Below are 26,597 nucleotides of genomic sequence, written 5' to 3'. Positions count from 1 at the left end.
AATGGCCGGGAACACCAGCAGAAGCGTGACGCCAGCGGCCGCCAGAACGGAGGCCCTCCTCCGCTGGGCTCGCCTGGGGGAGCGCCGTGGGGTCATACCGGGATGATATCAAACCGGACGAGCTAAATCAATCAACCACAACACACCAAGAAGAAGCGGCCACGCACGAGAGACGAGGGCAAACCTCAGGCTTCGATTGAGTCGCCGATCCGGGAACTCGGCATGGCGGCGACAACCTCGTCGATTGCCAGGGTGCCCTCCACGACCTGCAATGCGACCGCGGTGAGATGAAGCCGGGAGGAACGGGCGTGGCTCCGCAGCAAGGTGAACGCCTGGTCCATGTCTATGTGCGCCCGTTCCGCCAGCATCCCCTTGGCCTGTTCGATCGCCACTCGGCTATCGAGAGCATGCTGTAGTTGGCCAGCCCGAATGCCGGACTGGCGGACCATCTGGTCTTGGAGGATGGCGATACTCGCAACGTCGGCCAGAGCCCGGGCGAGGTGCGCCGCCGGTTCGTCGATGTCACCGCGCTGCGCGGAGAAGAGATTCATCGCGCCGATCACCTCTGACCGCAAACGCAGGGGGATCGCGTGCACCGAGTGGAAGCCGGCTCTCACCGCCTCCGGAGCGAACCGAGGCCATCGATCGTATGCGGTGGAGAGGTCCGGATGCATCACGGACTCACCCGTCGAGAATGCCTCGAGACAAGGCCCCTCGTCGTTTTGGAGCTGAAATAGCTCCAGGAGATGTGCTCGCTCGTTCGACGCTGCCATGACGCGAAGCTTGGCGTGCTCGTCAGCGAGGAGTATCCCGGATGCCGTCGCCAGGTCGAGCTCTACGCAGCCGACGGTGAGGGCCGTCAGCATGTCGATGATGTCGAAGTCGTCGACGAGGGAGTCCACGATCCCGACGAATGTGTCCGCAATCAGATCTTCCCGTGCCATCGTCCTCACCTCGGGGCTACCGAATCATTTTACCCACCGCTCCCCGATATCGGCCCGTCGTAGATGAGTCGCAGACGCCGTTCGACGATGTCCCTGGCGACATCGACCACGGAACGGTCCACGGCATAGGCGTGCGCCCGCAGCCGGGCCTCGGCGTCGACGACCACCACTCCGAGTTGCACCGCGACCATCCCTGACGCCTGATGGACCTCGGCGCGGTGGCTGGCCGCGTCGCCCAACTCGACGGCCAGCAGATCCGTTTCGTTGCGTGACTGGGTTTCCATCATCGACCGGGCCACCGCGTCAGCCACCACCAAGATGTCAGCTCGCTGTTCGGGGGAAAACGCCCCGGCCATATCGCGGTAGAGGGTCAACACGCCAATGCACTTCGTGCCGGCGTTCAAGGGCAAGGCGAAGATTCCACGGGTGCCGAGCTCCAGAGCAGACGCGGTGAAGACAGGCCATCGACCCAGTTGGGCGTGCTCGAGATCCGGTTCGACGATCGCGTCATGCTGGGCGAAGGCGTCGAGGCTCGGTCCCTCACCCAGCGAGAACTGAAGCTCGTCGAGAGCGAAAGAACGGTCGTCCGAGTGGCATACCTGGCTGGTGTGGCGAGCGCTCATCAAGGTCACACCGACTGAAGCGACCTGGAGGACATCAGCACTCGCCGAGCAGGGTGTGCCACGGGCTCGCCGATGGCGAGCGAACGCCGACGCCACACGGGCGAACCGGTCAGCGTCGCTCACGCGTCCCACCACGAGAGCGGGTGGAGCCCTCCGAGGCAACCGACACCAGGTGGTCCGCCGAGCGCGTGTCGCTGGTGGCGGACGCGCCGTTCGGGTGTCCGGCACGCGTCGCTCGGTGCGGGTCCAGCCCAGGAAGGGAGCGGAGGCGTGGGAGCGGTTCGAGAGTGGACAGGGTCCGGGCGAACTCACTCAGGAGATCGGAGAGTCGCCGTTCGTTCGCCACCTCGCTACCTCCACGTAGAGCGGGATCCGCGAGGTCTGGGCGGTCGACCCGAAGGTCGTCATATGAACGCTACACATTGTCCATCGCTATCGGGAAACGCGGGAATGGACGGGGGTGGTCATCCGGCGATCATTCCCTGCACGCCCCTGATTTCGAGAAGGCGACGGACGATGGGTGCTGGGTCGGTGATGGATATCTGGCTAATGGGGACCTGGCTGCTGGCGGGTGCGAGGAGGGCCCGCAGGCCGGCTGAGTCCATGAACCCTAGGCCGGCCAATTCGTAGCGAAGAGCCCGGTACCTGCCTTGCCCGGAGCGCTGAGCCTCTTCGAGGAGGTGGACGGTTGCAATGTCGAGTTCGCCGACTAGGGCGATCGTGAGTACGTCGCCGTCGAGTTTCGGAGTTACGACAAACGGGACTGCAAAAGGTGCAAATTCAGTGGGGGAAGAAGTCTGCAGAGACATTTCGGGGCCTTCCACTAGGTGGATCGGCAGCCGGGGTCTCGGGCAGCACTGCGCACTGTGGGCAGTACGAGAGAGAGTAGTCGGCGAGGCTGGTCCCGCGCAAGGGGTTTCACGTCACAGCGGACACATCCTCCGACTCAGTACACGATGTCGAGCGCGTAGCGCAGCGCTCGGTCTAGCTCCGCTCGCTGTGGTGCGTGTCCTCAGATCGTCAGCAGCGTCTTGATGGCCCGCCGCTCGTCCATGGCGGCGTAGCCCTCGGCGACTTCGTCGAGCGGCAGGGTGAGGTCGAATACCTTCCCCGGGTCGATCTCGCCCTTCCAGATTAGGTCCATCAACTCGGGCAGGAACCGACGGACCGGTGCCGGACCGCCGTGCAGGTGCACCAGGGTGGAGAACAGCCTGGCGCCGGAGAGGCGAACGTCGTGGGGCACGCCGACATAGCCGACATGACCGCCGGGACGAGTAGAGCCGATCGCTTGGGTCATCGCCTCCTGGGTGCCGACCGCCTCGACGACCGAGTGGGCGCCGAGGCCGTTGGTGAGGTCCTTGACCCGGGCAATGCCGTCATCGCCGCGCTCTTCGACGACGTCGGTGGCGCCGAACTCGCGAGCGAGTCGCTGCCGGGGCTCGTGGCGGCTCATGGCGATGATCCGCTCTGCGCCGAGCCGCTTGGCGGCGAGTACGGCGAGAAGACCCACCGCCCCGTCACCGACGACAGCCACGGTCTTGCCCGGCCCGGCCTCGGCAGCGACGGCGCCGAACCACCCCGTCCCGAGCACGTCGGAGGCGGCGAGAAAGCTCGGGATCAGATCCGGTGACGGCACCTCGGGGGTCGCCACCAAGGTGCCGTCGGCGAGCGGAATCCGGGCAAGCTCGGCCTGCGTCCCGCCGGCACCGACGGGTTGGCGGTTGACGCAGCCCGTTTGGTAGCCGGAGCGGCAGATCTCGCACGTGTTGTCGGAGGCAAAGAACGAGCCGACGACGAACTGGCCGGGCGCGATGGTGCGCACCCCACTACCGACCTCTTCGACGATCCCGGCGTACTCGTGCCCCATCGGGATCGGCCCATCGACGGCCTGAATCCCTCGATACAGCCACAGGTCTGACCCACAGATGCACGCCGCGGACAGCCGGATGATGGCGTCGGTGGGTTCGACGATGGTGGGATCGTCACGATCCTCGATCCGTACGTCACCCGGTGCGTGCTGGACGGCTCCTCGCATCAGATCCCCGCAGTCTCCTCGGCTCGGTCCCGACCTACAGCAGCCAGGGTAGGCCGCTCGACCAGGACCAAAGACCCTGTCGCTCGGCCCTGGTGCTTCGTACGGTTTGGGTGAGTCTCACCAAGGAGTCCCACCATGAAGGCCGTCGTCTATCACGGGAACGGGGAAAAGGTGTGGGAAACCGCTGCCGATCCCAAGGTGATCGATCCCAACGATGCCATCGTCCGTATCGACGCCGTCACCATCTGCGGCACCGACCTCCACATCCTCAAGGGCGACGTGCCAGCGGTCACCGAGGGAAGGATCCTCGGTCACGAGGCGCTCGGAACCATCGAAGAAGTGGGATCCGGAGTCCAGACCGCCCGCCCGGGCGATCGGGTCCTCCTCTCCTGCATCAGTGCCTGCGGGCGCTGCCGCTTCTGCGCTGAGGCTCGGTACGGCCAGTGCCAGGGAGGCGGCGGGTGGATCCTCGGGCACCTGATCGACGGTGTCCAGGCCGAGTACGCCCGCATCCCGTTCGCCGACACCTCGACGTACCCGATCCCGGAGGGAGTCACCGATGAGAGCGTCCTCTTCCTCTCCGACATCCTGCCCACCGGCTACGAGGTCGGCGTGCTCAACGGGTCGGTGAAGCCGGGCGACACGGTTGCTGTCGTCGGGGCCGGTCCGATCGGGCTGGCCGCGATCCTCGGCGCCCGCCTCTACAGCCCCGCCAGGATCATCGCCATCGACCCTGCCGAGCCGCGGCGCCAGGCGGCGCTCGCCTTCGGGGCGGACGAGGCGATCGAACCCGGCGACAGTGCCGTCGATCGGGTGATGGAGTTGACCGATGGACTCGGCGCCGATGTGGCCATCGAGGCGGTGGGGATCCCCAACACCTTCGAGCTGTGCGCCCGGCTGGTCCGCCCCGTTGGGCGGGTGGCCGTCGTCGGCGTGTTCGGCGAGCCGGCGACCCTGCACCTCGAAAACCTGTGGATCCGTGACGTGACCATCACCACCGGACTGGTCGACACCTATTCCATCCCGACCCTGCTCCGGCTCATCGAGGGTGGCCTCATCGATCCGAGCACCTTCATCACCCACCGCTTCACCATGGATCGGTTCATGGAGGCCTACGACGTGTTCGCCGACGCGGCGAACACCGGCGCCCTCAAGGTCGTGGTCACCAGGTCATAACGGCGGCCTGCTGAGCTGTTGGCCGCTGCTCGTTCGGCGCAAGGGTGGCACCGTGCGCAGATTTACACTCGCAGCACCCGGTCCGCGAGCTCCGGGTCGCTCTGCTGTGTCGTCACCCGTCGGAAGATAGCCTGAGGCTCCCCGGGGCTCCGGGTAGTGCCACCGACCGCATCGACCACGACGGAGGGCGACGATGGATCTGACCGCCTGGCTCCTCGATTCCGACCCTGCCCTGCGGTGGCAGGTAGAACGGGACATCGTCGGCGAGCCCCCCGAGGTGTGGGAGGCCACCCGCTCCAGGATCGTCACCGAAGGCTTCGGCGCCCGCCTCCTCGAGCTTCAGGACTCCGACGGCCAGTGGGCGGGCGGTGCATTCTTCCCGGCCGATGCCACGCCGGAGGAGGAAGGGCAGCCGTGGACGGCGACCACCCCGACGCTCAACCTCCTCCGCGAGTGGGGCATGGACCCGAAGCTGCTCCGGGAACGTCGCACCGCGGAACTCCTCGAACAGAACAGCAGGTGGGAGTACGACGACCTGCCCTACTGGGGCGGCGAGGTCGACTGCTGCATCAACGCCTATACCGTGTCCAACGGCCTGTGGCTCGGAGCCGACATCACCGGGATCGTCGACTGGTTCCTCGAGCATCGCATGGCCGACGGCGGGTGGAACTGCGACTGGGTGGAGGGGTCGACGCGGTCGTCGTTCCACTCGACCCTGAACTCGCTCAAAGGACTCCTCGACTACGACACCGCCACCGACGGCACCGACGCCACCCGCAAGGCTCGCCGGGGAGGCGAGGAGTACCTACTCGAACGAGACCTGTTCCGCCGCCTGTCCACAGGCGAACCGGTCGAAGACTGGGTCGGCCGGTTCGCCTACCCGTTCCGCTGGTTCTACAACGTCCTCAACGCCGCCGAGTACTTCCGGCAGACGGCGCTGCTCGAGGGGCGCGAACCGGACCCGCGCATGGCCGAAGCGGTCGAGATGATCCGGGCGGCACGCCAACCGGACGGCACCTGGCTCCAGGCGCGGCGCCACCCGGGGCGAGTCTGGTTCGAGGTCGATGTCGACGCCGGAGAGTCCTCCAAGTGGCTAACCCTTTATGCCACCCGGGTGCTCGACTGGTGGGACGGCGCGGTGAAGCCGTGACGCATGACGATGTGCTCGCTGGCCGGCCCTCAGTGCTCCAGGTCGAACTCGCGGGTGAGCGTGCGTTGCACCCGCGAAAGGCTCGCCAGCGTGTCCGCGTACAACTTCATCCGCGACGGCGTGCAACATGCCACTTGAAGGTGGCCGAGTTGGGCGCCAGCGTCCTCCAGCAGTCCGATTACGCCAATAGCGCGCTCGCCATCTCCGTTTACCCCGTCGAGAGCGATCCGCGCTCGTGCGAGCGTGTTCGCCAGGGCCTCGATCCGCGGGCTGCGCAAAGGCTGGCAACACCCTTCGTGGAGTTCCTCGACGGCGGAATCGGCAGCGTCGAGCGAGGCGAGGGCCGCTTCGAACCCATCCGGTGACATGGGACCATCCTATGCCCAACCGATACCCTGGGAGCCGCCAATGGATCACAACCGTGACCACTCGACGCACGCACCGGCCGATCGGGCACATACCGACGACCCCCATGCTGACGATGCCCACGCGGGCCACTCGGTCTCCATGTTTCGTGACCGCTTCTGGCTCTCCTTCGCGTTGACGATCCCGATCGTCCTCTACTCCGAGATGGTCCAGGAGTGGTTCGGCTACACCATGCCGCCCTTCCCCGGCTCGGGGGCGGTCGCACCGATACTGGGCACGACCGTGTTCTTGTACGGTGGGGCACCATTCCTGCGGGGCGCGGTGCGTGAGGTACGGCGTCGCCAGCCGGGGATGATGCTGCTCATCTCCACCGCCGTGGTGGTCGCTTTCCTGGCGTCGTCGGCAACCAGCCTGGGATGGTTCGACCTCGAGTTCTGGTGGGAGCTGGCGGCGTTGCTCACGATCATGCTGCTCGGCCACTGGATGGAGATGCGCGCCATCGGCCAGGCGCGTGGCGCACTCACCGCACTCGCCGAGCTCCTGCCCGACGAGGCGGAGCGCAAGACCGACGCCGGCTCCGAGCTCGTGACCATCGCCGACCTCGAGGTCGGCGACACCGTCCTGGTTCGCCCGGGGAGCCGCATTCCGGCCGACGGCACCGTGGTCCAGGGGTCTGCCGCGGTCGACGAGTCGATGATCACCGGAGAGTCTCGTCCGGCCCCCCGCGGCGTGGGGGACCGCGTCGTCGCCGGCAGCGTCGCCACCGACTCGGCGATCGAGGTCGAAGTCACGGCGGTGGGCGATGACACCGCGCTCGCCGGGATTCGCCGACTGGTCGAGCAGGCCCAGACCTCTCGGTCGCGAGCCCAGGTGCTCGCCGACAGGGCGGCGGCGGCGCTCTTCTACATCGCGATCGGTTCGGCGGCGGTCACAACACTCGGATGGCTCGTGTCCGGCTCCCCCACCCAGGCGGTGGTGCGGGCGGTGGCGGTACTGGTCATCGCCTGCCCCCACGCCCTGGGTCTGGCAGTGCCCCTGGTGATAAGCATCTCGACCTCAATGGCGGCGAGCCACGGCATCCTGGTCAAGGACCGCCTCTCCCTGGAGAGGATGCGCACCGTCGACGTCGTCCTGTTCGACAAGACGGGCACGCTCACCAAGGGGGAGCACCGTGTGGTAGGGGTAGCCGCCACCGACGACGGCCGGGAGGATGAGGTCCTGCGGCTGGCCGCGGCCGTCGAGGCGACGTCCGAGCACCCGCTCGCCCGAGCGATCGTGGCCGCGGTGGACCGCGGCACCGATATCCCGGAGGTCAGCGACTTTGCGGCCCTCCCCGGGCGGGGTGTCGACGCCACAGTGGAAGGCAGAGTGGTGTCGGTCGGAGGACCGTCCCTCCTACGAGAGCGGAACCTGAGCATCCCCGACGGTATCGAGGACGACACGCGAAAGTGGCGGGATCGGGGGTCGTCCGTGGTCTACGTCCTCGATGGCGGGACGGTGATCGGCGCGATCGCTCTCGAAGATGCGATCCGTGACGAGGCACGCGACGCCGTCCGAGCCCTTCGCACCCTGGGAGTCGATGTCGCGCTGATCACCGGGGATGCCGAGCAGGTCGCCCGCGCGGTGGCGGAGGACCTGGGGATCGAGCGGGTTCTGTTCGAGGTGCTGCCGGAGGACAAGCACGAGGAGGTACTCGCCCTCCAGGAAGCCGGGCACCGGGTCGCCATGGTGGGCGATGGAGTCAACGATGCCCCGGCCCTTGCACAGGCCGACGTCGGGATCGCCATCGGAGCCGGCACCGACGTGGCCATCGAGTCGGCAGGGATCGTGCTCGCCTCCGACGATCCCCGAGCGGTCGTCGCGGTGCGCCGCCTCTCTCGCGCTGGCTACGTGAAGATGATCCAGAACCTCGTCTGGGCCACCGGCTACAACGTGGTGGCCATACCCCTCGCCGCTGGTGCCTTCGCCTGGGCCGGCTTCACCCTGGCACCGGCGATCGGCGCCCTGCTCATGAGCCTTTCGACCATCGTCGTCGCCGTGAACGCCCAACTCCTGCGACGAGTCGACCTCGGGGCATCCCCATGAGGCTGGCACGGACCGTCGCCGCCGTCACCGTCCTCATGGTGGCGTGTAGCGGAGGGACGGCACCGACCGGGGCCACCGCCGATACGGACCTGGAAGCGGGCCGGACCCTCTACCTCCAGAACTGCGCGGCATGCCACGGAGTGGACCTGAGGGGCACCGACACAGGACCCTCGTTCCTGTCGATCGTCTACGAGCCCGGACATCACCCCGACGTCGCCTTCCAGGTCGCGGTCACCCGCGGCGTGCAGCCCCATCACTGGGATTTCGGTCCCATGCCTCCGGTGCCCGGTCGTGGCGAGACCGACGTGGCGGCGATCGTCGCGTATGTGCGGCAGGTCCAGCAGCAGGAGGGCTTCGAGCCATACCCGCCGTGACAGGACCGGTGTCAGATGTCGACCGGCATCCCGATCTCGACCACTCGTGACGGAGGCAGCCGGAAGTGGTCGGCGGCGCTGCGCGCGTTGCGATGCAGCACCGCGAACAGGCGTTCGCGCCATCGGGCCATCCCGGACCGCTCGACCGTCGACCTCACAGTCTCTCGCCCGATGAAGAAGGTGGTGTGGGCGTGGTCGAAGGACGGCCCATCGATCACCGCTGCGAGGTCATACGGCACGTCCGGTGTCTCGGCGAAGCCATAGGTCAGGGTGATCTGCCAGAAGCCGATGCCGAGCTCGCGCAGCCGAACCCGACGAGCACGCGGCACCCGAGGCACCGAAGACACCTCCACGCTCAGCAGCACGACCGACTCGTGAAGGACATGGTTGTTGCGAAGGTTGGCCACGAGCGAGGGAGGCACGTGCTCGGGGTCAGGGAACATGTAGACGCCGGTCCCGGGCACCCGAGGCTCCGGGCGAGCCGCGAGCGTGGCCACGAACTCGTCGACGGGGACCTCGGACCGCCGGATCCGGCGATACACGATGCGCCGCCCATGGCGCCAGGTGGTCATCACAGAGAAGACGACGAGCCCGGCCAACAGCGGAAACCAGCCTCCATGACGAACCTTGACGATGTTGGCCCCGAAGAACGCCAGGTCGACACAGAGGAAGACCGTCGTCAGCGCGACCACGACCCAGCGTGGCCATCCGAACCTGGTGACCATGACCACGCCGAACAGCAGCGTCGTCACCACCATGGTCATGGTGACCGCGATCCCGTAGGCAGCGGCCAGGGCACTCGAACTACCGAAACCGATCACAAGCCCCACACAGGCAGCGAACAACCCCCAATTGACCGCGGGCACGTAGATCTGGCCCCGGGCCTGGTCGGAGGTCTGCACCACCGTCATGCGCGGCGAGTAGTCGAGGTGGATCGCCTGCATCGTGATCGAAAAGGCACCGGTGATCAGGGCCTGCGACGCGATGATGGTCGCGGCCGTGGCGAGGATGACGAGAGGCAGCGTGCCCCAGGCAGGTGCCATGAGGAAGAACGGGTTGGCGGCCGTGGCCGCGTCACCGATGACAAGTGCACCCTGCCCGAAGTAGTTGAGGAGCAGAGCCGGCATCACGATGAGGAACCACCCTCTCCTGATCGGGCGGGGCCCGAGATGGCCCATGTCGGCATAGAGGGCCTCCCCGCCGGTGACGACGAGGAACACCGACCCGAGGACGAAGAACGCCCGCCCTGTGTTCTCGGCGAAGAACGCCACCGCGTGAACCGGGCTGACGGCGGCGAGCACCCCTGGCTCTGAGAGAAGGTGGACGACACCGAGCGACCCGAGCGTGGCGAACCAGAGCAACATCACCGGCCCGAACAAGGAGCCGATGCGCCCCGTCCCACGCCGCTGAACGGAGAACAGCCCGAACAGGATCAGAATAGAAATGGGTACGACGTATGGCTCCAGCGTGCTCGTCACCAAGCCGAGCCCCTCCACCGCAGCCAGCACGGAAATCGCCGGCGTGATCGCCCCGTCGCCGTAGAGCAGGGCAGTCCCGAAGAGGCCCATAAGAATCATCCCCCGTCGCCATCCGGTGCCACGAGAGGGCCCGATGAGTGCGGTGAGCGCGAGTACGCCCCCCTCACCCTCGTTGTCAGCGCGCAGTACGAAGACGGCGTACTTGACCGCGATGACGAGCACCAGGGCCCAAAAGATCAGCGACAGCACACCGAATACGTTCGCCCGCGTGACAGCGATGTCATAGTGCGGCCCGAGTGACTCTCTCAGCGCATACAGCGGACTGGTTCCGATGTCACCGAAGACGACCCCGAGCGCAATGAGAGTCAGACCATGCTGGGACCCGGGCCCCCGTGTGTGTGCCACAGCCGGATCAGATTACAACCCGCTCGAACCGCCGCAGCCTCCGTCGCGAGGCGGCTCGCCGGGCCGTTCAGTACCTCAGGATCCCGACGGCGCGGCCCAGGTCGCTCAGCGTACCGTCGTCCACATAGCGGACGTCTCCCCCCTTGCGGAGCACCTCGGCGGCGATGAAGTCGACCGCGTCATCGGCGTGACCGGGACCGACCCCCGTCTCCGGAGCGTCCACATGAATGTGTCCACTGTCATCGATGGTGGCGGCGACGACATACGTCGACTCAGCGACCAGGAGACGAACCCGACCGGCGAGCGCCGACTGGTAGATGTCGTCGAGCCCGCGGACCGCCTCGCCGCCTCCGGCTGCCGTCTCAGCGGCCTCTACCCACGAGTCGCGTTCGGCAGCCTGTCGCTCCTCGATGGCTACCCACGCCTGCGCTCCGAGGTCCTTCTCGGGAACCTTGTCGACATTGCCGAGGATCTCCCCCACGATGTCGGCTCCGAGTCCACCGATCTCGCCCAGGAAGTCGTGATAGCGCCGCACACCCGCGACGACCACCGGTCGCGAATCCTGAGCGAGACGCGACTGGAAGTCGGCCACGACCTCGCGGAAGAACTTTCGATGCCCCTCGTCACGCAGGTGTGAGGTCCGTTTGCCGAAGCCCGTAGGTGCCCCGATCTCGCCGCCGACACCCTCGTGTACTGCGGGGAAGCCGTCGCCCCGTATCTCCTCGAGCCGGTCCCGAACGCCAGTCCACAGCCGGGTGTGCTGCTCGGAAAGTGCCAGCAGGTAGTACGGCTGCTCCCGGTTCACCTGGCGAATGACCGGCTTGAGCAGATAGGTGCTGTCGACGGTGACGGCAGGCAGCGGCTCGAACGACAAGTGGAACACCGTGGTGTCGGTCTCGCTGACGAACACAGCGAGGCCCTCGGTGAGCATGGTGAAGTCGATCGACGACTGCACGGCGGCAAGGCGCTCGGTGAGAGTCGCCATCGCCTCCCGCTCGAGGTCCTCCTCGCTGAGACGCTCGGTGGCCTCCCTGATCGCATTCTTCAGGGCGATTCGTTCTGCCTCTCCGGTCGACACCCGCTTGGTGGGGATCACGATCGACACGAGTGGGTAGGAAGCCTCGTCGACCAGCGACTCGAGATCAGAACGGGTCGGGTAGGCAAAGGGCATCAAGCCTCCAGGGCGGCGGGTGTCTCATTCGACTCTACCGAGCATCCCAGTCGCCCCCAGAGTCGAGAGGAAGATGGAATCGATCACGCGGCGAACCCGGGGCCCCGACCAACCGGACAGCGACGCGAATGGTCCCCGGCAATCCCTGCCGGGGACCATTCGGTCATCTGTACCCCGACACGAGATATCGGCTAGCCGATACCCCGCGCCTGGGAATCAGGCGGCGTGCCTAGCGGCGTTCGCGTGCCAGATTGACGGTGAGTGAGCGGCCGCCCACGTCCTTGTTGTTGAGGGCGGAGATGGCCGCCTGGGCCTCATCGGCCGAAGCCATCTCGACGAACCCGAAGCCGCGTGAACGGCCCGAATCACGATCCATGACGACCTGCGCCTTGGTGATCGCGCCGTACTGGCTGAACAGGGCCTCGAGCTGGGCGGAATCCGTGTCGAATGACAGGTTGCCCACGTAGATGTTGGTTGACATTGCTTGCTCCTCTGAGCGTGACCGTCGTATCTAACGCCCCACGCGGTTTCCACCTGGAACGGTCTGACCGGAGTCGGCACGTCCTAGTGGAGCCCATGGCAGCTTCACCCGACGGTACGAAAGGAGAAGGAGAAGGCGCGCACGCATCAGGCGTGCTCTGTGGACATCACACTACAGCATCGCCGCGGGTACCACCAATCCGTCGAGTAGCCGACCTGCCCGCTGAGTAGCACCTACAACCTCTTGGTTGTATATACTCGGGTGCATGGACCCAGACCTGGCGCTCCAGGCTCTCGCCGATCCGACCCGACGAGACATCGTGATGCGGGTGCTCGGCCGAGAGCGCTCCGTGTCGGCGCTGGCCCGGCAGTACCCGATGAGCTTCGCTGCCGTTCAGAAGCACGTAGCGATCCTCGAGAGGGCTGGCCTGGTGACCAAGCGGACGAACGGCAGGGAACGTCTGGTCTCCGGGGACATCGAGGCGCTCCGACGGGTCGACGAGCTGTTCGAACACTTCGAGATCATCTGGAGGCAACGAATGCAACAGTTCGGTGATGTGCTCGCCGAGACCACCACCAGGGAAGGAGACAACCCGTGACCGACCTCACCGTCGACAAGGACCTGGAGGCGCTCACCTTGAGCCTCACCGCCCGCTTCGACGCCCCCATCGAGCGCATCTGGGAGATGTGGGCCGATCCCCGGCTACTCGAACGCTGGTGGGGACCGCCGACCCACCCGGCTACGTTCGAAGCGCACGACCTCACGCCCGGCGGCGCCGTGTCCTACTACATGACCGGCCCCGAGGGCGAGCGCTACCACGGATGGTGGCGGGTCATCTCAGTCGACGCTCCCAACCGCCTCACGTTCGAGGACGGTTTCGCCGACGACGACAGCAAGCCGAACCCCGACCTCCCCACTATTCACATCGAGGTCACCCTCGAGTCGGCTAACGGCCGGACGACCATGACCGTCTTGGACACATTCAGCTCGATCGAGGCGATGGAGGAAACCCTCGCCATGGGCGCCGAGGAGGGCTTCGTCCAGGCGATCGGCCAGATCTACGACCTGCTCGACGCCGCCTGATCCGTCAGTGCTCAGGGAAGCGTCAGCCCGCTGAGTGCGGCCGAGTACCGGGTGGCGACGTCGTTCCAATCGACGATGTTCCAGAACGCCTTCACGTAGTCGGCGCGGGCTGCGCGGTAGTCCAGGTAGTAGGCGTGCTCCCAGACGTCGCACAGCAGCAGCGGCACGACTCCCGGCGGCAGGTTCACCTGGTGGTCGTAGAACTGGATGATCAGCAGGCGCTTGCCGAACGGGTGGTAGCCGAGCACCCCCCAGCCCGAGCCCTGCACCTGGATGGATGCCGCCTCGAACTGCGCCTGGAACGCCTCGAACGAGCCGAAGTGCTCGTCGATGTGGGCGGCCAGCTCTCCCTCGGGGCGATCGCCGCCGTCGGGGCTGAGGTTCTTCCAGAAGAGCGTGTGGTTGACATGACCGCCCAGATGAAAGGCCAGGTCCTTCTCCAGCATCCGCAACGTCGTATAGACCGCCTTGTCGCGCGACTCGGCGAGCTGCTCCAGAGCCGTATTCGCCCCACCCACGTATGCCTTGTGATGGGTCCCATGATGGAGCTGCATGATCGTGCCCGAAATGTGGGGCTCGAGGGCTCCGTAGTCGTAGTCGAGGTCGGGAAGGGCGTACACGGTGTCGCTCACGGTCTCTCCTGAGGTCTGGTGTCCCTCTGAGTGAAGTCACCGCAGCGCCCTTTGGCAAGCCATCGCCCTCGAACGGTCCGGGCTCACTCCTCCACGATCAGCGCAGTGAGCATGCCGAACATCGTCCCGTCCGACCGCTCGACGTGCGTGAATATGTGACAGTGCCACACCCACACGCCGGGCATCTCGGCAAGCACCAGCACCGAGTAACGCTCTCCGGGGGCCACGTTGATCACGTCGGCGAAGTACGGCGACTCGAGGGGGAACCCGTCCTTGGCGATGACCAGCTGGCGGTTGTTGTGCAGGTGCATCGGGTGCGACATGAGCCCCTCGTTCATGTAATGCACCAGCAGCGACTCGCCGACCTGGAGTGAGTAGGGGCTTGTGGCAGGGAAGGACTTGCCGTTGAGGCTGAAGCCGATGTTGCCGGCGTCGTTGATGAACATGGCCTCCTCCCCCACCACATTCCAGCCTTCCGGGATCGGGAGGCCACCCACGATGAACGCACCGGCGAGGCCATTGGGCACCTGGTGGATGCCCATGTCGTGCCCGTGATACATGCCCACCGACTGCTCCTCGGCGACGAACTCGGCGCTCCAGGTCTCACCGGGAGCGATCGGTGGCTGTGAGATGTAACCGACGCCGTCCGCCTCGAACGAGTGACGCCGCACGCCGTGCGGGTGCCACGAGGTGATTTCCTCGAGACGGTTCTCGACGACGATCCGCACCCGGTCGCCGACGTCCACCTTGATCGTCGGACCAGGGATCTGCCCGTTGTAGGCGATGCCCTTCACCACGCGGCCGGGTTCGACCTCCCAGTCGATCTCCTCAACGACGAGGACGAACTCCTTGGTCCCGTCGGCGAGGATCGTCGGCTCGAAGAGGAGCCCACCGGTGCCTTCGGTGACCGCCGGGAAGGGTTCGATGGACGCCTGCATGTTGGCGGCCATGGTCTCCCAATCGATGGCGCGGTGGCCCTCGTCGGGGTCGGTGGTACCCGAGCCCGGCTCGGCGGTGACGGTCAGGGATGCCGTCATCCCGGCGGCGTCGTGCCCCGCCACCGTGCACAGGATCCGATAGCCACCCGGGGCGAGACCGGTGAAATCGAGGTCGACCGTGTCGCCGGGGGCGATCAACGGTGTGGCGAAGTCGGTGCCCTCGACCGACAAGTTGTGCTCGATGGAGCCCATGTTCATCACCGAGAGGGTTCCATCCCTGCCCACGGTGATCGCCTCGGGGCTGACCGAGAACTCACCGAGGTGGACGGTCACCACGGCGGGCGCCGACGCTGCGGCGGTGGTCGTCGTCGCCGGGGGTGTCGGCGGGGACGGCGATCCCGAGGCGTCTCCCGCCAGGGCGCGCCCCAACGCCAGGATCGCCATCAGCAATGCGACGATGGCGATGAAACCGATGGCGACCAGAAACGCGACGCGGTCCTTCGACGTCGACTCACTCGACACGACAAGCCTCCTGTGATCTGTGCGTTTCTGCAACGTAGGGTTGGCCGGCGCCTCCTCCTAGGGCACAAAGTCACCGCGTCACGATGAGCGGTTCCGTGTAGAAATCGACCCCCGCTACGCTCCGCGCCGATGCTCCGCCGAACCCCCGTCCTCATTGCCCTGGTCCTCGTCGCCGCCTGTTCGTCGCCGGCGACGACCACCACGACCGCGCCGACGACCACGGTCGCCACCACGACCACAACCCGGGCGGCGACCACCACGACCTCCTCCTCCTCCACCGCCACCACCACAACCCCCCCGGTCGGGTACTCGAATCTGAACGGGATGCCGGTATACGACGAGGATCTGCTCGACCGCCGGGTGCTCATGGTCAAGATCGACAATTCGCTGCCCGCTCAGCCGCAGTCGGGTATCGAGATCGCGGACGCGATGACGGAGATCCTCGTGGAGGACCGCACCACCCGCTTCATCGCCCTATTCCATTACTCCGACTCCGAGTATGTGGGACCGATTCGATCGCTGCGACCTGCCGACCTCCAGATCGCCACGGCGCTCAGCGCCACCATGGTCAACACGGGTGCCCAGCCGTGGATAACCAGCATGGCTTTTGCGCGCAACATCCCGAGGGTGACGTTCTTCGACTCGATCATGTACCGCATCGACGAGCGGAACCTGCCGCACAACGTATACGGGTCGACACTGGGGTTCCGCGACTTCGCCGACGACCGTGGATTCCCCGACGTCGGCCCCACACCGTGGCTGCCCTTCGGCGAATGGCCGCTCCCCCCGGAGCCAGCGATGAGCGTGACCTTGACCTGGGTACAGGGGTTCAACGAGGTCGAGTGGCGGTTCAACTCGGCGACCCAGCGCTACGAGCGCTGGGTCCGTGGCGACTATCAGGAGTGGGTCGACGAGGAGGGCGAGGGCGGCCGGATCGACGCCGATGTCCTCGTCGTCATCGCCGCCAGGTCCTACATCGCGCACCCTCCGTCCGGCGTAGAGGGATCGGCGGTCCCTGCCGTGGACAGCGTCGGATCCGGCAAGGCGTGGGTCTTCTCACGGGGGCGGGTCTGGGAGGGCACCTGGCAGCGCGATAACGAACGCGAGCCGTTCCAGTTATTCGACGAGTCGGGTCACGCCGCCACCGTCCCACCGGGCAAGCTCTGGGTTTCCCTGCTCCCCAACGAGCTCGTCGAGTACGAGTAGGCGACGCTACCGTTCTGGACCGTTTCGGCCACCCCGACGACCTGGCATCATCCTTTGATGCGGCCCGCGCTACGCCCGACGACCGGTGACCTCACCGGTGCCGTCGCCGACCTTGGCGTCTTCGTGCCGCTGGTGGCGGCCCTGGTGCTCGTCAACGGCCTGCACCCAGGGTCGATCCTCCTCGCCGCCGGCATCCTGGTCGTGGCCGCCGGGGTCGTGTTCCGCATCCCGTTCCCGGTCCAGCCGCTCAAGGCGCTGACCGCCCTCGCCGTCGCCCAACAACTGTCGCCTGAGCTCATCCATGCCGCCGGGCTACAGATCGGCGTCATCCTCGCGCTGCTCGCCGTCACCGGTGCTGCCACGCGCCTCGCTCGGCTCTTCACACTCCCTGTGATCCGCTCGCTCCAGTTCGCCGTCGGCGCCCTGCTCGTGGTCACCGCGGCGCGGCTGGTTCTCGTCCCACCCGCCATCCTCGATCGCGGGGTCCCCACGCAGGTGTCTCTGATCGTCGGCATCGCGGTGCTCGCAATCGTCACTGTGGCCGCGGCGCGCCGCTGGTTCTTCCTCGTCGGGACAATCGTGGTGGCCGCCGTGGCCTGGAGCATCGCCACGGGCGAGATCACCCTCGCCGCACCCACCATCCACTTTCCCACCTTTGCCCCGCCTCCGCTGGCGGTCTTCGGCTCCGCCTTCGTGCTGCTCGTGGTACCTCAGCTGCCGCTCACCTACTCGAATGCGATCGTCGGGGTCAGCCATCTGGCCAGGGAGACCTTCCCGGAGGCGGCTGATCGAGTCACCCCCGCCAGGGTGTCCCTCGTCTGCGGTGCCGGCAATGTCGTGTCCTCCGTGTTCGGCGGCATGCCCATGTGTCACGGTTCGAGCGGTTTCACGGCACACGTGCGCCTCGGCGCCTCAACCTCTGCGATGAACGTGATCCTCGGAGGGCTCTTCATCACCCTCGGGCTGGTCTTCTCGGGCCAGGTCCTCGCGCTGTTCGCGTTGATACCCGTCTCCGTCCTCGCCGCCTTCCTCGCCTACGCCGGACTACGCCACGCCCTGCTCGTCCTCGACCTCAGGGGCACGGCCCTTGCCCTGGCTGTGGTCGCGGGCACGGTCGGCGTCGTCACCCGTAACCTCGCCTTCACCACGGTGCTCGCGCTCGTTGCCGAGTTCGGCCGCCGAAAGACCGCCACCAGCCTCTGAGTCAGATCTGGCCGGTGTCGGCGAGGGCGGCGATCTCTTCACGGTATGCCGGGTCGTCGTACCGGTCGAGTTGGAACGCGGCGGCGTGAGGGGGAAGGGCCGCACCGGTGAGGTGCGCGGTCACCAGGTCGGCGACACCGCATGCCGCCATCACTCCGAAGCCGGACAGTGCGCCGACGAGGAAGGCGCCGTCGGGTCCCATCGGACCCGCTAACGGTCGGTTCTCCAGGGTCTTCGTGTAATAGCCACCGTCGACCACGGTGTGAGGCATGCGGTCCCGATACGCGGCGAACGCAGGGAACAGCGCCGCCATGCCCCGCACGACGACCTCCGCATAGAGCGGGTCGTGTGGAATCGGCCAGGTCGGCTCGCGGACCTGGCGTGCGTACTCCCAGAGCGCCAGCACGAAGGGAGAGTCCGACCCGCCCTCGGGGCGACCATGGCAGGCCGCGGGCATCTCTTCGACGAGATCGCCCCTCCCCGCCTCGGCGAGGTGACGCCGCTCCTCGTCCGACCAGTCGAGCTGCTGAGGGTCGGAGAGGATCGTCAGCGGTGCCTGTCGGGACATGGCGCCCGCCGTGTCGCGAATCGCCACCTTCAGATGGACCTCGCTATGCACCGGCAGGGCGACCCCGAGTAGGTCGGCGACACGGCCCACCAGCGGGCCAGCCGCGTTCACGAACGCGCCGCAGCCGATCGTGGAACCGTCGACGAGGCGCACTGCACTCACCCGACCGCCGACCACGTCGACACCGGTCACCTCGTGCGGTATCAGCTCGGCGCCTGCCGCAACGGCCCGCTCCACCATGTGCGCCCCCATCTGCTGGGCAGATACCCAGCCAGCCCGCCGCACGTGGAGTCCGCCGACCAGGCTGTCGGAGAGCCCCGGCACCGACTCCCTGAGCACAACCGGATCCTCGATGAGGTCGAAGCCGCCCGGTGCGCCCACCCATCCGTGATCCGGCGACGGTTCGTACGGCATCGCCGAGCCGACGCCATGGCGACGCACCGGACCGGAACCGTGACCGGAGGCCACCGCGGCAGCCGCGCCGAGATCCTTCAGCCGCATCGGATCGGCGGTCACATACAGGTAGCCGCGACGGTTCAGGCCGATGCTCTCGCCGCTCTCCGCCGACACCTCCTCCATGAGGTCGATCGACCGGTTCATCAGCGCGACCATCGCCGCATTCGGCCAGAAATTGCGGTAGCACTCGGTCGACTTGTCGGAGGTGAGCGTCAGCGGCGGACGAGGATCGCACAATGCGACCCGGAGGCCCGCCCGGGTGGTGAGCAGGTAGGCGGTGGCCACCCCAGCAATGCCTGCGCCGCACACAACCACATCCGTCGTCCGCATCGTCACCGACCGGAGCATAGAAAGGCGGGCAGCGGCGTCTCAGTAGGAGAGTGAAGGCGCGCCTGGAACGCTGAACGAGACCGAGTCGAGATAGCAGTACCACCAGTCCTCGCCGGGCTCGAATGACTGGATCACGGGGTGCCCGACCTCGGCGAAGTGGCCCGACGCGTGACGGTTCTTGGACGCGTCGCAGCAACCCACGTGACCGCACGTCATGCACACCCTCAGATTGACCCAGCGATCTCCGATCGCCACACACGCGGCGCATCCGGTTGACGCGGGAACGACATCGGCCACGAGATCGAGATGAGCACAGGCGTCAGACAGCAAACCGCCTCCAGGCGACGGGTCAGCCACGACGGCCTAAAAGCGAGCCAGCGATGAAGACGACGAGGGCGACGATGAGTAGCCAGCGGACCGACTGGAAGAGCAGGCCGAAGCCGCCCAGGAGGAGGGCCAGCAGCACGGCAGCCCAGAACACGCTGATGGAACCGATCTGATCCATGCGGCGGATCCTACCCCCGAGCCAACCGACCGCACGGGCAGGCTCGACGGGCGGCGGTACGCTCTTCGGGTGATCGAGCGCCGTCGCCACCCGAAACCATGAGCGGCCATCCCGACCTCCGCCGCCGCTCGATCGAGCCGATGTCCCTCGGGCTGCTCGCTATCACCGTCGTCGGACTCGTCGGCGGCTGGCTTGCCCGCGGCGCCGGCCAGGATGCGGTGGCCGACGTCGCGTGGGCGGCCACCGGGATCGTCGCCGCGGCACCGCTCGTCATCGGGTTCGTCGGCAGTCTCCGCAGGGGCGAGTGGGGCATCGACGTCATCGCCGTCATCGCCATCGCCGGCGCCGTGATCCTGGGTGAGTACCTCGCCGCTGCCATCGTCGGACTCATGCTCGCCACCGGCGAGGCACTCGAGTCGTATGCCGAGTCACGCGCCCAGCGCGACCTCACGGCCCTCCTGGCGCGGGCACCCCGGGACGCGCACCGCGTCGAGGGTCACAGCATCGTCACCGTCCCGGTAGAAACGATCGGCCAGGGGGATCGCATCCTTGTCAAGGCCGGCGAAATCGTCCCGGTCGATGGCGTCGTGGTCGATGGCACCGCGGTCATCGACGAGTCCTCGCTGACCGGCGAGTCGCTACCGGTGTCGCGTCAGTCGGGCGACCGCGTCCCGAGCGGCGCGGCCAACGCAGGCGATGCCTTCCACCTCGCGGCCGTCGCGTCGGCAGCCGATTCAACCTACGAGGGCATCGTGCGCCTCGTCCGGCAGGCCCAGGAGGACAAGCCCCCTGCGGCGCGCCTCGCCGATCGCTATGCCGTCGGATTCGTTCCTCTGGCCCTGGGAGTGGCTGCCCTCGCCTGGCTCGTGTCGGGTGATCCGGTGCGCGCCCTGGCCGTCCTGGTGGTGGCGACCCCCTGCCCGCTCCTGCTGGCCGTGCCCATAGCCATCGTTTCGGGCCTGTCGCGCACCGCGCGCCGCGGTGTCGTGGTCAAGGGAGGAGGCGCCCTAGAGGCCCTCGCCGACGCCGAGATCATGGTCATCGACAAGACGGGAACCCTGACACGGGGCCAGGCGATGGTGGCCGACATCGTGTGCTTCGGGCGCTACGACCCCGGCGATGTACTGCGCCTGGCCGCCTCGCTGGACCAGATGTCGGGACACGTGTTGGCCGAATCCCTGGTCCGGGCGGCGCGAGAGCGCGGGCTACGCCTGTCCATTCCCAAGGGCGTGACGGAAGTCCCCGCTGCAGGAATCAGCGGGACCGTCGACGGGCACGCGGTCTCGGTCGGCAGCACTCGCCATGTCGCCGAGGGTCGGTACCGCCCGCCGGCGATGGCCTCCTACCGACGACGCACGGCTCGAGAGGCGAGCCAGTCCGTCTACGTCGCCATCGACGACGAAGTCGCCGGGGTCATCCGGATGATCGATGACATCCGTCCCGACACGCCACGGACCCTGCGCCTGCTGCGACGTCATGGCATCAAGCGGATCGTGATGGCCACCGGCGACCACGCAGTGGTCGCCGACGCGGTGGGTGCTGCGATCGGGGTCGACCAAGTGGTGGCGCAGGCCACTCCCGAGGACAAGGTCGAACTCCTCCGAGCCGCCAGCGCCGACGGTTCCACCATCATGGTCGGCGACGGCATCAACGACGCGCCAGCGCTCGCCGCCGCCGACGTCGGCGTCGCCATGGGAGCGCGCGGGGCCACGGCATCGAGTGAGGCGGCGAGCGTCGTCCTCGTGGTCGATCGTCTCGATCGTCTCGTCGAGGCGATCGTCATCGCCAAGCGGTCCCGGCGGATCGCCGCGCAGAGTGCCTTCATCGGCATGGGCCTCTCGGTCGCCGCGATGGGTTTCGCCCTGTTCGGCCATCTGCCCCCGGTCGCCGGCGCCGTGGTGCAGGAGTTCATCGACATCATCGCCATCGGAAGCGCACTGCGCGCCCTGGTGGGTAGAGCGCCATGGCGCCCGACCCCGAAGCTCCCTCCCGATCTGTCGGCCCGGCTCAAGGAGGAGCACATGGAGATCATGCCGCGGCTCGATGACATCGCCCACCTGGCGGATCGCCTCGGTGAGATGGCTCCAAGCGAGGCGATCTCCGCCCTCGAGGAACTCGACCGGTTCCTCCAGGAGGAGCTCCTCCCCCACGAGCAGGCAGACGACTCGGAGATCTACCCGATCCTCGCCGGCCTCCTCGGTGGCGAGGACCCGATGGCGACCATGAGCATGACGCATCGCGAGATCTTCCGACAAGCGGGCCTCCTGCACCGGATGGTCGAGGCGCTCACCCTCGACACTCTCGATGCGGCAGACCTGTCCGACCTGCGCCGCACCATGTACGGGCTCCACGCGGTGCTCCGGCTGCACTTCGCCCAAGAGGAGGAGCTGTACGAGCTGCTCGACGACGAGTACCACGACCGCCAGCCGGCGGGGGCGTGACCGGAAGCAAGACATGAGCGACGAGACCCCCGACGCTGCCCGGACACTCCACGCCTCTGGGCACAGGACGAGCGCCTGGCGTCACTCGGCTGACCGACAGGCGAGCCGACACGGCGACGCGGCGACGCATACCGGTAGAGTGCGCCCCTGATCCCGACCGAGCAAAGGATTCGCCACATGCGACGACTGATCACCCTTGCCGCGCTGGTCGCCCTCGTGACCACCGCCTGCAAGATCGAGACAAACTTCGGAGCGGTCATCAATGCCGACGGCTCCGGCACGCTCATCGTGGAGATCGGCATGGACGAGGAGGCGCAGAGCTTCTTCCTCCAGGGCACCGATGACCCGTTCGAGGACCAGGACATGAGTGACTTCCCCAACGCCCGCCAGCGGCAGGAGCGGCGGGGGGACATGGACTTCTGGATCGTCGAAACCGACGTCGATGACATCGCCGCCGAAACCGGAAACGTCCTGGCTCTCGAAGACTCACTTTTGGAGACGTTCAGCATCACGATCACTGACACGCTGGTCACCGTGAGTGCAACGGCGAGTGGCGAAGACTTCGGTGATGCTGGGGGTGAGTTCGATCCCTCGGTCGTGGAGGACTCGGTGTCGGCGAACGTCAGGATCACCATGCCCGGGGCGATCACCAGCCACAACGCGACCTCGCAGAACGGCAACGAGCTCACCTGGAGCATCCCCCTCTTCGGAGGCGCCATCCAGATCAACGCTGAGTCGGATCCGAGGGGCACCGCCGCTAGCGGCGGAGGAGGGCTCTCCCTCCCGCTGATCATCGGCATCCTGGTGGTACTCGCTGCCGCGGCCTTCTTCTTCCTTCGCAAGAAGTCGGCGGATGCGGCCGCAGCGGCTGCCGCCGAGGACATGGTGGCGGCCCCCACCACCGAAGCGCCCCCGGCGCCGCCTGCCACCACCGAAGCGCCCCCGGCGCCGCCTACCACCACCGAAGCGCCCCCGGCGCCGCCTACCATCCCCGAGGCGCCGGCGACCGACGAGTAACCGATGCACCTGGTCGTCATCGACCTGATCCCGGCCCTCCTCTCGTGGGAGGGCCGGGATCGTTCCGGGGAGCCCTCGGTCGCATCAGGCGCGGCCGATGCGCTGGAGCACCTCGCATCCCACTGGGCCGTCACCGGAGTCGCCGACGCTCATCGTGGGTCTGCCCAACTCCGCGCCCATCTCGAACGCGAGGCGCTGGACGGCTACTTCGAGTCAGTGGGATCGTCGGCGGAGTTCGGCCCGCTCGTGTCGGCCCGCGTGGTGAGAAGACTTGCCGCCGCGCTCAAGGTCCGAACCCGCGAACTAGTCGTGGTCACCGCCCGGGGAGCCGTAGCCGCGGATCTGCGGATCAGCCGCATCCGCTGCGTCCTCACCTCACACGGCGACTTCGGCACGGTGGACAGCGCCGTGGAGGCGATGCTCAGCGGCCGGGTCACCCCATGAAGACCTGGACCGTCATCAGGCCCAGGCGCCCCGACACCACCGCGATGCCCACCCGGCGGTAGCCGTCGCCGACGATGTTGGCGCGATGCCCGGGGCTGTCCATGAGTCCGTCGTGTACCTCCTCGGGTGTGGCGGCGAGAGCGAGGTTCTCGCCAGCCACCCGGTAGGTCAGACCCGCGGCGCGGAGCCGATCGACCAGGCTGCCGGTCGTCGGTGACGTGTGGGAGAAGAAACCGTTCAGATACATGTCGTACGCATGGCCTTCGCCAACCTCGGCGAGGGCGTCGCTCCAGGCCAGCGGATCGAGCCCCTCGTCGACCCGCGCTCGGTTGAGCCGCTGATACACATCATCGGCGGAGATGGGGTCGGGTGCCAGATCATCGGGATGCGCCGGCGGGATCTCGATCGTGTCGTCGGGCCCGATGATGACGCGCCGCTCCCCAAGGACCTCCTGAAGGGACAGCAGGCTCAGGACGATGCGATCGCCGGCGAGTCGGGCGAACGCCTGCTGCGGAGCACCGTTCGGGTCGGTGAGCACCCGCGACATCGACGACCCGCGCACCCACGCGTCCACGCGCTCGGGAAGCGGCACCACCGCAGCGACGGTGAGGCAGACGGTCAGCAGGAAGACTCCCCACAGCACGGCGATGGTCGAACCGCCCGCGGCATCCGCCGTCCCCAGCACCCCGACTCCGAGCCTGCGGTCGACAGTCCTACCGATGAGGACCAGACCAACGATCGCCGCCGCGAACACGAGCACTCCGGCCACCAGGCGCCCGCCGTCGGTAGACAGGCCCGACATCGCCGACACGACCCCCCCGACTATGGGCGCCAACCGGAACGACAGGATGATGCCGAGCACGAGTCCGACGATGTCGACGAACTCGCGCACGAAGCCCCTGGTCCATCCGCGAACCGCGAGCGCTCCGAGTAACACGATGAAGAAGAGGTCGATGATCATGGGACTGGGCGGCGGGGCCGCGTCACGAGGCTAATGCTCGACGACAGAAACGCTACGCCGGCGGCGGCCCACCGTCGGGCTCTCCCTCGCTGACCTCGGGGGGCGGCTCCAGCCCTCCTCCATCGCGGCGGGCACGCGACAGGAACAACTCGCCCGTCGGGTTGGCGTCGATGAGCGCATCGGCAGCCTCATCCCACGACTGCCCGAGCACCCGGGTCCGCCACAGATGACCGGCGATGATCTTGATCACGGCCATGGCGGGGACGGCGAGCAGGATCCCCCAGAAGCCGCCCAGGGAAGCACCGGCGACCAGGCCCAGGATGATCGTGGACGGATGCAGCCGTACCGTGGCGCGCAGCACGGCCGGGCTCACGAAGTTGTTGTCCACCTGCTGGACGATGATGGCCACCAGCCCGGCCCAGAGGGCGGTCTGCAGATCCCGGGTTCCAATGGCGACGAGGACGCCCAGTGCCCCCCCGATCCACGGGCCGATGAGCGGCACGATGTTGAGGAAGCCCGAGATCATCCCGATCAGCAGCCAGAAGGGGAGGTCGATGAGCCACAGCCCGAAGCTGGTGAGGGTGCCCACGATCAGTGCTACCAGGAGCTGGCCCCGCATGAAGCCCCCGACGGCGCGACCGAGCTGGCGGCCGACATGGGCCATCTCGGAACGATGTCGTTCCGGGACGAGATCCATCATGTAACCGTGGGTGCGGGGAAGGTCGAGCAGGGCATAGAAGGCGACGACGGGTGCCAGGAGCAGCAGGAACAGGATCTCGAGGACGCCGAACGCGATGTCGGTGATGCGATCGAACCGGTTCCCCAGGAAGCCACTGCCCCCGTCGTCGGTGAGCTGTTCGTAGTCGGGAAGGTTGGCGTCGAGTCCGACCCGTCCGAGGAGCGACTCGAGCTCCTCGACGACATCGTCGTAGATCATCGGAAAGTCCCGAGCCATGTCACCCGCCTGTTCGCCGATGCTCGGGAAGACGAGGAACCCGAGAGCGGTCAACAGCCCGGCGAGCACGAGATACGAGAGACAGGAGCCCATCCACCGGGCGAAGCCCCTGTCGGCGAGCGCGGTGACAAACGGATTGAGCACGTACACGATGGCGATGGCCAGCAGGATCGGCGGGACGACGATCCAGAACCGCAGGAGCACCCAGCCGATGAGTCCCAGCAGCAGGATCGTGCCCAGGAGACTCCAGGCGGCGATGCCGAGCCGCTTGAGGCCGTCGGTACGACGCTCGGTCATCGCCCGACCGGGGTGCCGCCTCCGAGGCGTCGTTCCGCGCTGCGCTGACGGGCGTCATCGCGGAACCGGCGAAGTCGGCGGATGGTGAGAGGATCCAACGACAGTGCCCCGGGATCGTCGATCAGTCTCCGGAGCACCTGGTAGTACCGGGTGGCGCTGATGCCCACCGTGTCGCGGATGTTGCGATCCTTGGCACCGGGATGGAGCCACCACGACGCCTCGAACTCGAGGACGGCGCGATCGATCTCGGACAACATGCGCGCAGCGTAAGGCGGGACACCGACACAAAGGCGGATTTCGCGAGGTCAGATGGCGGATGGCAGACGGCAGACGGCCAGAGGGGGAGCACCGCTCTACTCTGTGGTGCGCCGCCGGGTTAGCTCAGTCGGTAGAGCACCTCTCTTGTAAAGAGGATGTCGCCGGTTCGATTCCGGCACCCGGCTCAAGACAGCAATTCGCGATTCGCAATTCGCAATTCGCAATTAGCCAGACCCAAGGCGCGAGCCGTTGATGACTCTTTCCCCCTGAAGGGGGGAGTCCCGCAGGGAGCGGAGCGACCGGAGGGGAGGGGGGAGGGCGAACGCTACGCAGGCCTCGCGACGCGTCTGGCCTCCCCCTCCGTCATCGGCCTTCGGCCGCTGCCACCTCCCCCTACAGGGGAGGGGACCGCGCGATCAGGCTTTTGGCGGTCCCTCCCCCCGAAGGGGGGAGTCCCGCAGGGAGCGGAGCGACCGGAGGGGAGGGGGGAGGG

27 protein-coding genes and 1 tRNA gene are annotated in these 26,597 nt (G+C 67.3%); 12 read left to right on the top strand and 16 right to left on the bottom strand.

Going from position 1 to position 26,597, the window contains the following annotated elements:
* Positions 1-185: 185 nt before the first annotated feature.
* The 4 genes from WEA29_09640 to WEA29_09625 form a co-directional block, all read right to left on the bottom strand.
* Positions 186-944 (bottom strand): GAF and ANTAR domain-containing protein, encoded by a 759-nt coding sequence (locus WEA29_09640; GenBank protein ID MEX2324016.1) that lies wholly within the window; start codon positions 942-944, stop codon positions 186-188.
* Positions 945-973: 29 nt separating this feature from the next.
* Positions 974-1,690 (bottom strand): GAF and ANTAR domain-containing protein, encoded by a 717-nt coding sequence (locus WEA29_09635; protein MEX2324015.1) that lies wholly within the window; start codon positions 1,688-1,690, stop codon positions 974-976.
* Between the two features lie 341 nt (positions 1,691-2,031).
* Entirely contained in the window at positions 2,032-2,376 is a 345-nt protein-coding gene (locus tag WEA29_09630; protein MEX2324014.1) for an STAS domain-containing protein, read from the bottom strand.
* 203 nt (positions 2,377-2,579) lie between these two features.
* Entirely contained in the window at positions 2,580-3,602 is a 1,023-nt protein-coding gene (locus WEA29_09625) for a zinc-dependent alcohol dehydrogenase family protein (GenBank protein MEX2324013.1), read from the bottom strand.
* A gap of 135 nt (positions 3,603-3,737) precedes the next feature.
* Between WEA29_09625 and WEA29_09620 the strand changes: the two genes are divergently transcribed.
* Positions 3,738-4,778 carry a zinc-dependent alcohol dehydrogenase family protein gene (locus WEA29_09620; GenBank protein ID MEX2324012.1) on the top strand — a complete coding sequence of 347 codons (1,041 nt, stop codon included), beginning with the start codon at positions 3,738-3,740 and terminating at the stop codon, positions 4,776-4,778.
* 193 nt (positions 4,779-4,971) lie between these two features.
* Complete coding sequence (locus WEA29_09615) at positions 4,972-5,928, top strand: squalene cyclase (GenBank protein MEX2324011.1); 957 nt, start codon at positions 4,972-4,974, stop codon at positions 5,926-5,928.
* A 29-nt stretch (positions 5,929-5,957) separates the two neighbouring features.
* Here WEA29_09615 and WEA29_09610 read toward each other — a convergent pair whose 3' ends face one another.
* On the bottom strand, positions 5,958-6,296 hold the full coding sequence (locus WEA29_09610; GenBank protein MEX2324010.1) for a hypothetical protein: 339 nt from the start codon (positions 6,294-6,296) through the stop codon (positions 5,958-5,960).
* Between the two features lie 40 nt (positions 6,297-6,336).
* Here WEA29_09610 and WEA29_09605 point away from each other — a divergent pair, with 40 nt between their 5' ends.
* Complete coding sequence (locus WEA29_09605; GenBank protein ID MEX2324009.1) at positions 6,337-8,379, top strand: heavy metal translocating P-type ATPase; 2,043 nt, start codon at positions 6,337-6,339, stop codon at positions 8,377-8,379.
* Entirely contained in the window at positions 8,376-8,753 is a 378-nt protein-coding gene (locus WEA29_09600; protein ID MEX2324008.1) for a c-type cytochrome, read from the top strand. The genes WEA29_09605 and WEA29_09600 overlap by 4 nt, the downstream gene beginning before the upstream one ends.
* Positions 8,754-8,764: 11 nt before the next feature.
* On the opposite strand, the gene WEA29_09595 is transcribed toward WEA29_09600, so the two are convergent.
* The 3 genes from WEA29_09595 to WEA29_09585 form a co-directional block, all read right to left on the bottom strand.
* Entirely contained in the window at positions 8,765-10,636 is a 1,872-nt protein-coding gene (locus WEA29_09595) for a potassium transporter Kup (protein ID MEX2324007.1), read from the bottom strand.
* Between the two features lie 67 nt (positions 10,637-10,703).
* Positions 10,704-11,807: a hypothetical protein gene (locus WEA29_09590; protein ID MEX2324006.1), complete on the bottom strand. Its 1,104-nt coding sequence runs from the start codon at positions 11,805-11,807 to the stop codon at positions 10,704-10,706.
* A gap of 229 nt (positions 11,808-12,036) precedes the next feature.
* On the bottom strand, positions 12,037-12,288 hold the full coding sequence (locus tag WEA29_09585) for an RNA-binding protein (GenBank protein MEX2324005.1): 252 nt from the start codon (positions 12,286-12,288) through the stop codon (positions 12,037-12,039).
* A 265-nt stretch (positions 12,289-12,553) separates the two neighbouring features.
* Here WEA29_09585 and WEA29_09580 point away from each other — a divergent pair, with 265 nt between their 5' ends.
* Positions 12,554-12,886 (top strand): metalloregulator ArsR/SmtB family transcription factor, encoded by a 333-nt coding sequence (locus tag WEA29_09580; GenBank protein ID MEX2324004.1) that lies wholly within the window; start codon positions 12,554-12,556, stop codon positions 12,884-12,886.
* Positions 12,883-13,371, top strand: coding sequence for an SRPBCC domain-containing protein (locus WEA29_09575; protein ID MEX2324003.1), 489 nt, complete (start codon positions 12,883-12,885; stop codon positions 13,369-13,371). The genes WEA29_09580 and WEA29_09575 overlap by 4 nt, the downstream gene beginning before the upstream one ends.
* Before the next feature lie 11 nt (positions 13,372-13,382).
* Here the strand turns inward: WEA29_09575 and WEA29_09570 are convergent, their stop codons facing one another.
* On the bottom strand, positions 13,383-14,003 hold the full coding sequence (locus WEA29_09570) for a superoxide dismutase (protein MEX2324002.1): 621 nt from the start codon (positions 14,001-14,003) through the stop codon (positions 13,383-13,385).
* A gap of 83 nt (positions 14,004-14,086) precedes the next feature.
* Entirely contained in the window at positions 14,087-15,463 is a 1,377-nt protein-coding gene (locus tag WEA29_09565; GenBank protein ID MEX2324001.1) for a multicopper oxidase domain-containing protein, read from the bottom strand.
* 129 nt (positions 15,464-15,592) lie between these two features.
* Between WEA29_09565 and WEA29_09560 the strand changes: the two genes are divergently transcribed.
* The gene (locus WEA29_09560) at positions 15,593-16,669 is read left to right on the top strand and encodes a DUF3048 domain-containing protein (GenBank protein MEX2324000.1); all 1,077 of its coding nucleotides are present in this window, start codon (positions 15,593-15,595) and stop codon (positions 16,667-16,669) included.
* 57 nt (positions 16,670-16,726) lie between these two features.
* On the top strand, positions 16,727-17,872 hold the full coding sequence (locus WEA29_09555) for a putative sulfate/molybdate transporter (protein MEX2323999.1): 1,146 nt from the start codon (positions 16,727-16,729) through the stop codon (positions 17,870-17,872).
* Between the two features lies 1 nt (position 17,873).
* On the opposite strand, the gene WEA29_09550 is transcribed toward WEA29_09555, so the two are convergent.
* The 3 genes from WEA29_09550 to WEA29_09540 all read right to left on the bottom strand — a co-directional run bounded on the left by WEA29_09550 (position 17,874) and on the right by WEA29_09540 (position 19,731).
* Positions 17,874-19,226: an FAD-dependent oxidoreductase gene (locus tag WEA29_09550; GenBank protein ID MEX2323998.1), complete on the bottom strand. Its 1,353-nt coding sequence runs from the start codon at positions 19,224-19,226 to the stop codon at positions 17,874-17,876.
* A 39-nt stretch (positions 19,227-19,265) separates the two neighbouring features.
* On the bottom strand, positions 19,266-19,481 hold the full coding sequence (locus tag WEA29_09545) for a UBP-type zinc finger domain-containing protein (GenBank protein ID MEX2323997.1): 216 nt from the start codon (positions 19,479-19,481) through the stop codon (positions 19,266-19,268).
* Between the two features lie 94 nt (positions 19,482-19,575).
* On the bottom strand, positions 19,576-19,731 hold the full coding sequence (locus WEA29_09540; GenBank protein MEX2323996.1) for a hypothetical protein: 156 nt from the start codon (positions 19,729-19,731) through the stop codon (positions 19,576-19,578).
* Between the two features lie 98 nt (positions 19,732-19,829).
* Between WEA29_09540 and WEA29_09535 the strand changes: the two genes are divergently transcribed.
* The 3 genes from WEA29_09535 to WEA29_09525 all read left to right on the top strand — a co-directional run bounded on the left by WEA29_09535 (position 19,830) and on the right by WEA29_09525 (position 23,633).
* Positions 19,830-22,172, top strand: a complete 2,343-nt coding sequence (locus WEA29_09535; GenBank protein ID MEX2323995.1) for a heavy metal translocating P-type ATPase — start codon at positions 19,830-19,832, stop codon at positions 22,170-22,172.
* Positions 22,173-22,349: 177 nt separating this feature from the next.
* Positions 22,350-23,189, top strand: coding sequence for a hypothetical protein (locus tag WEA29_09530; GenBank protein ID MEX2323994.1), 840 nt, complete (start codon positions 22,350-22,352; stop codon positions 23,187-23,189).
* A 3-nt stretch (positions 23,190-23,192) separates the two neighbouring features.
* Positions 23,193-23,633: a hypothetical protein gene (locus WEA29_09525; protein MEX2323993.1), complete on the top strand. Its 441-nt coding sequence runs from the start codon at positions 23,193-23,195 to the stop codon at positions 23,631-23,633.
* Here WEA29_09525 and WEA29_09520 read toward each other — a convergent pair.
* From WEA29_09520 to WEA29_09510, 3 genes are read right to left on the bottom strand one after another with little or no spacing between them, the layout of a single operon-like run.
* Complete coding sequence (locus WEA29_09520) at positions 23,623-24,594, bottom strand: CvpA family protein (protein MEX2323992.1); 972 nt, start codon at positions 24,592-24,594, stop codon at positions 23,623-23,625. The genes WEA29_09525 and WEA29_09520 overlap by 11 nt on opposite strands.
* Positions 24,595-24,646: 52 nt before the next feature.
* Positions 24,647-25,846, bottom strand: coding sequence for an AI-2E family transporter (locus tag WEA29_09515; GenBank protein MEX2323991.1), 1,200 nt, complete (start codon positions 25,844-25,846; stop codon positions 24,647-24,649).
* Positions 25,843-26,103, bottom strand: a complete 261-nt coding sequence (locus WEA29_09510; protein MEX2323990.1) for a DUF3263 domain-containing protein — start codon at positions 26,101-26,103, stop codon at positions 25,843-25,845. Before WEA29_09510 ends, WEA29_09515 begins: the two co-directional genes overlap by 4 nt.
* A 113-nt stretch (positions 26,104-26,216) precedes the next feature.
* Between WEA29_09510 and WEA29_09505 the strand changes: the two genes are divergently transcribed.
* Positions 26,217-26,289, top strand: a tRNA-Thr gene (locus WEA29_09505).
* The last annotated feature ends 308 nt before the right edge of the window (positions 26,290-26,597 follow it).

The sequence above is a fragment of the Acidimicrobiia bacterium genome (assembly GCA_040902765.1).
Taxonomy (GTDB): domain Bacteria; phylum Actinomycetota; class Acidimicrobiia; order Spongiisociales; family UBA11373; genus DATKBG01.
This window is presented reverse-complemented; position numbering and strand designations above follow the sequence as displayed.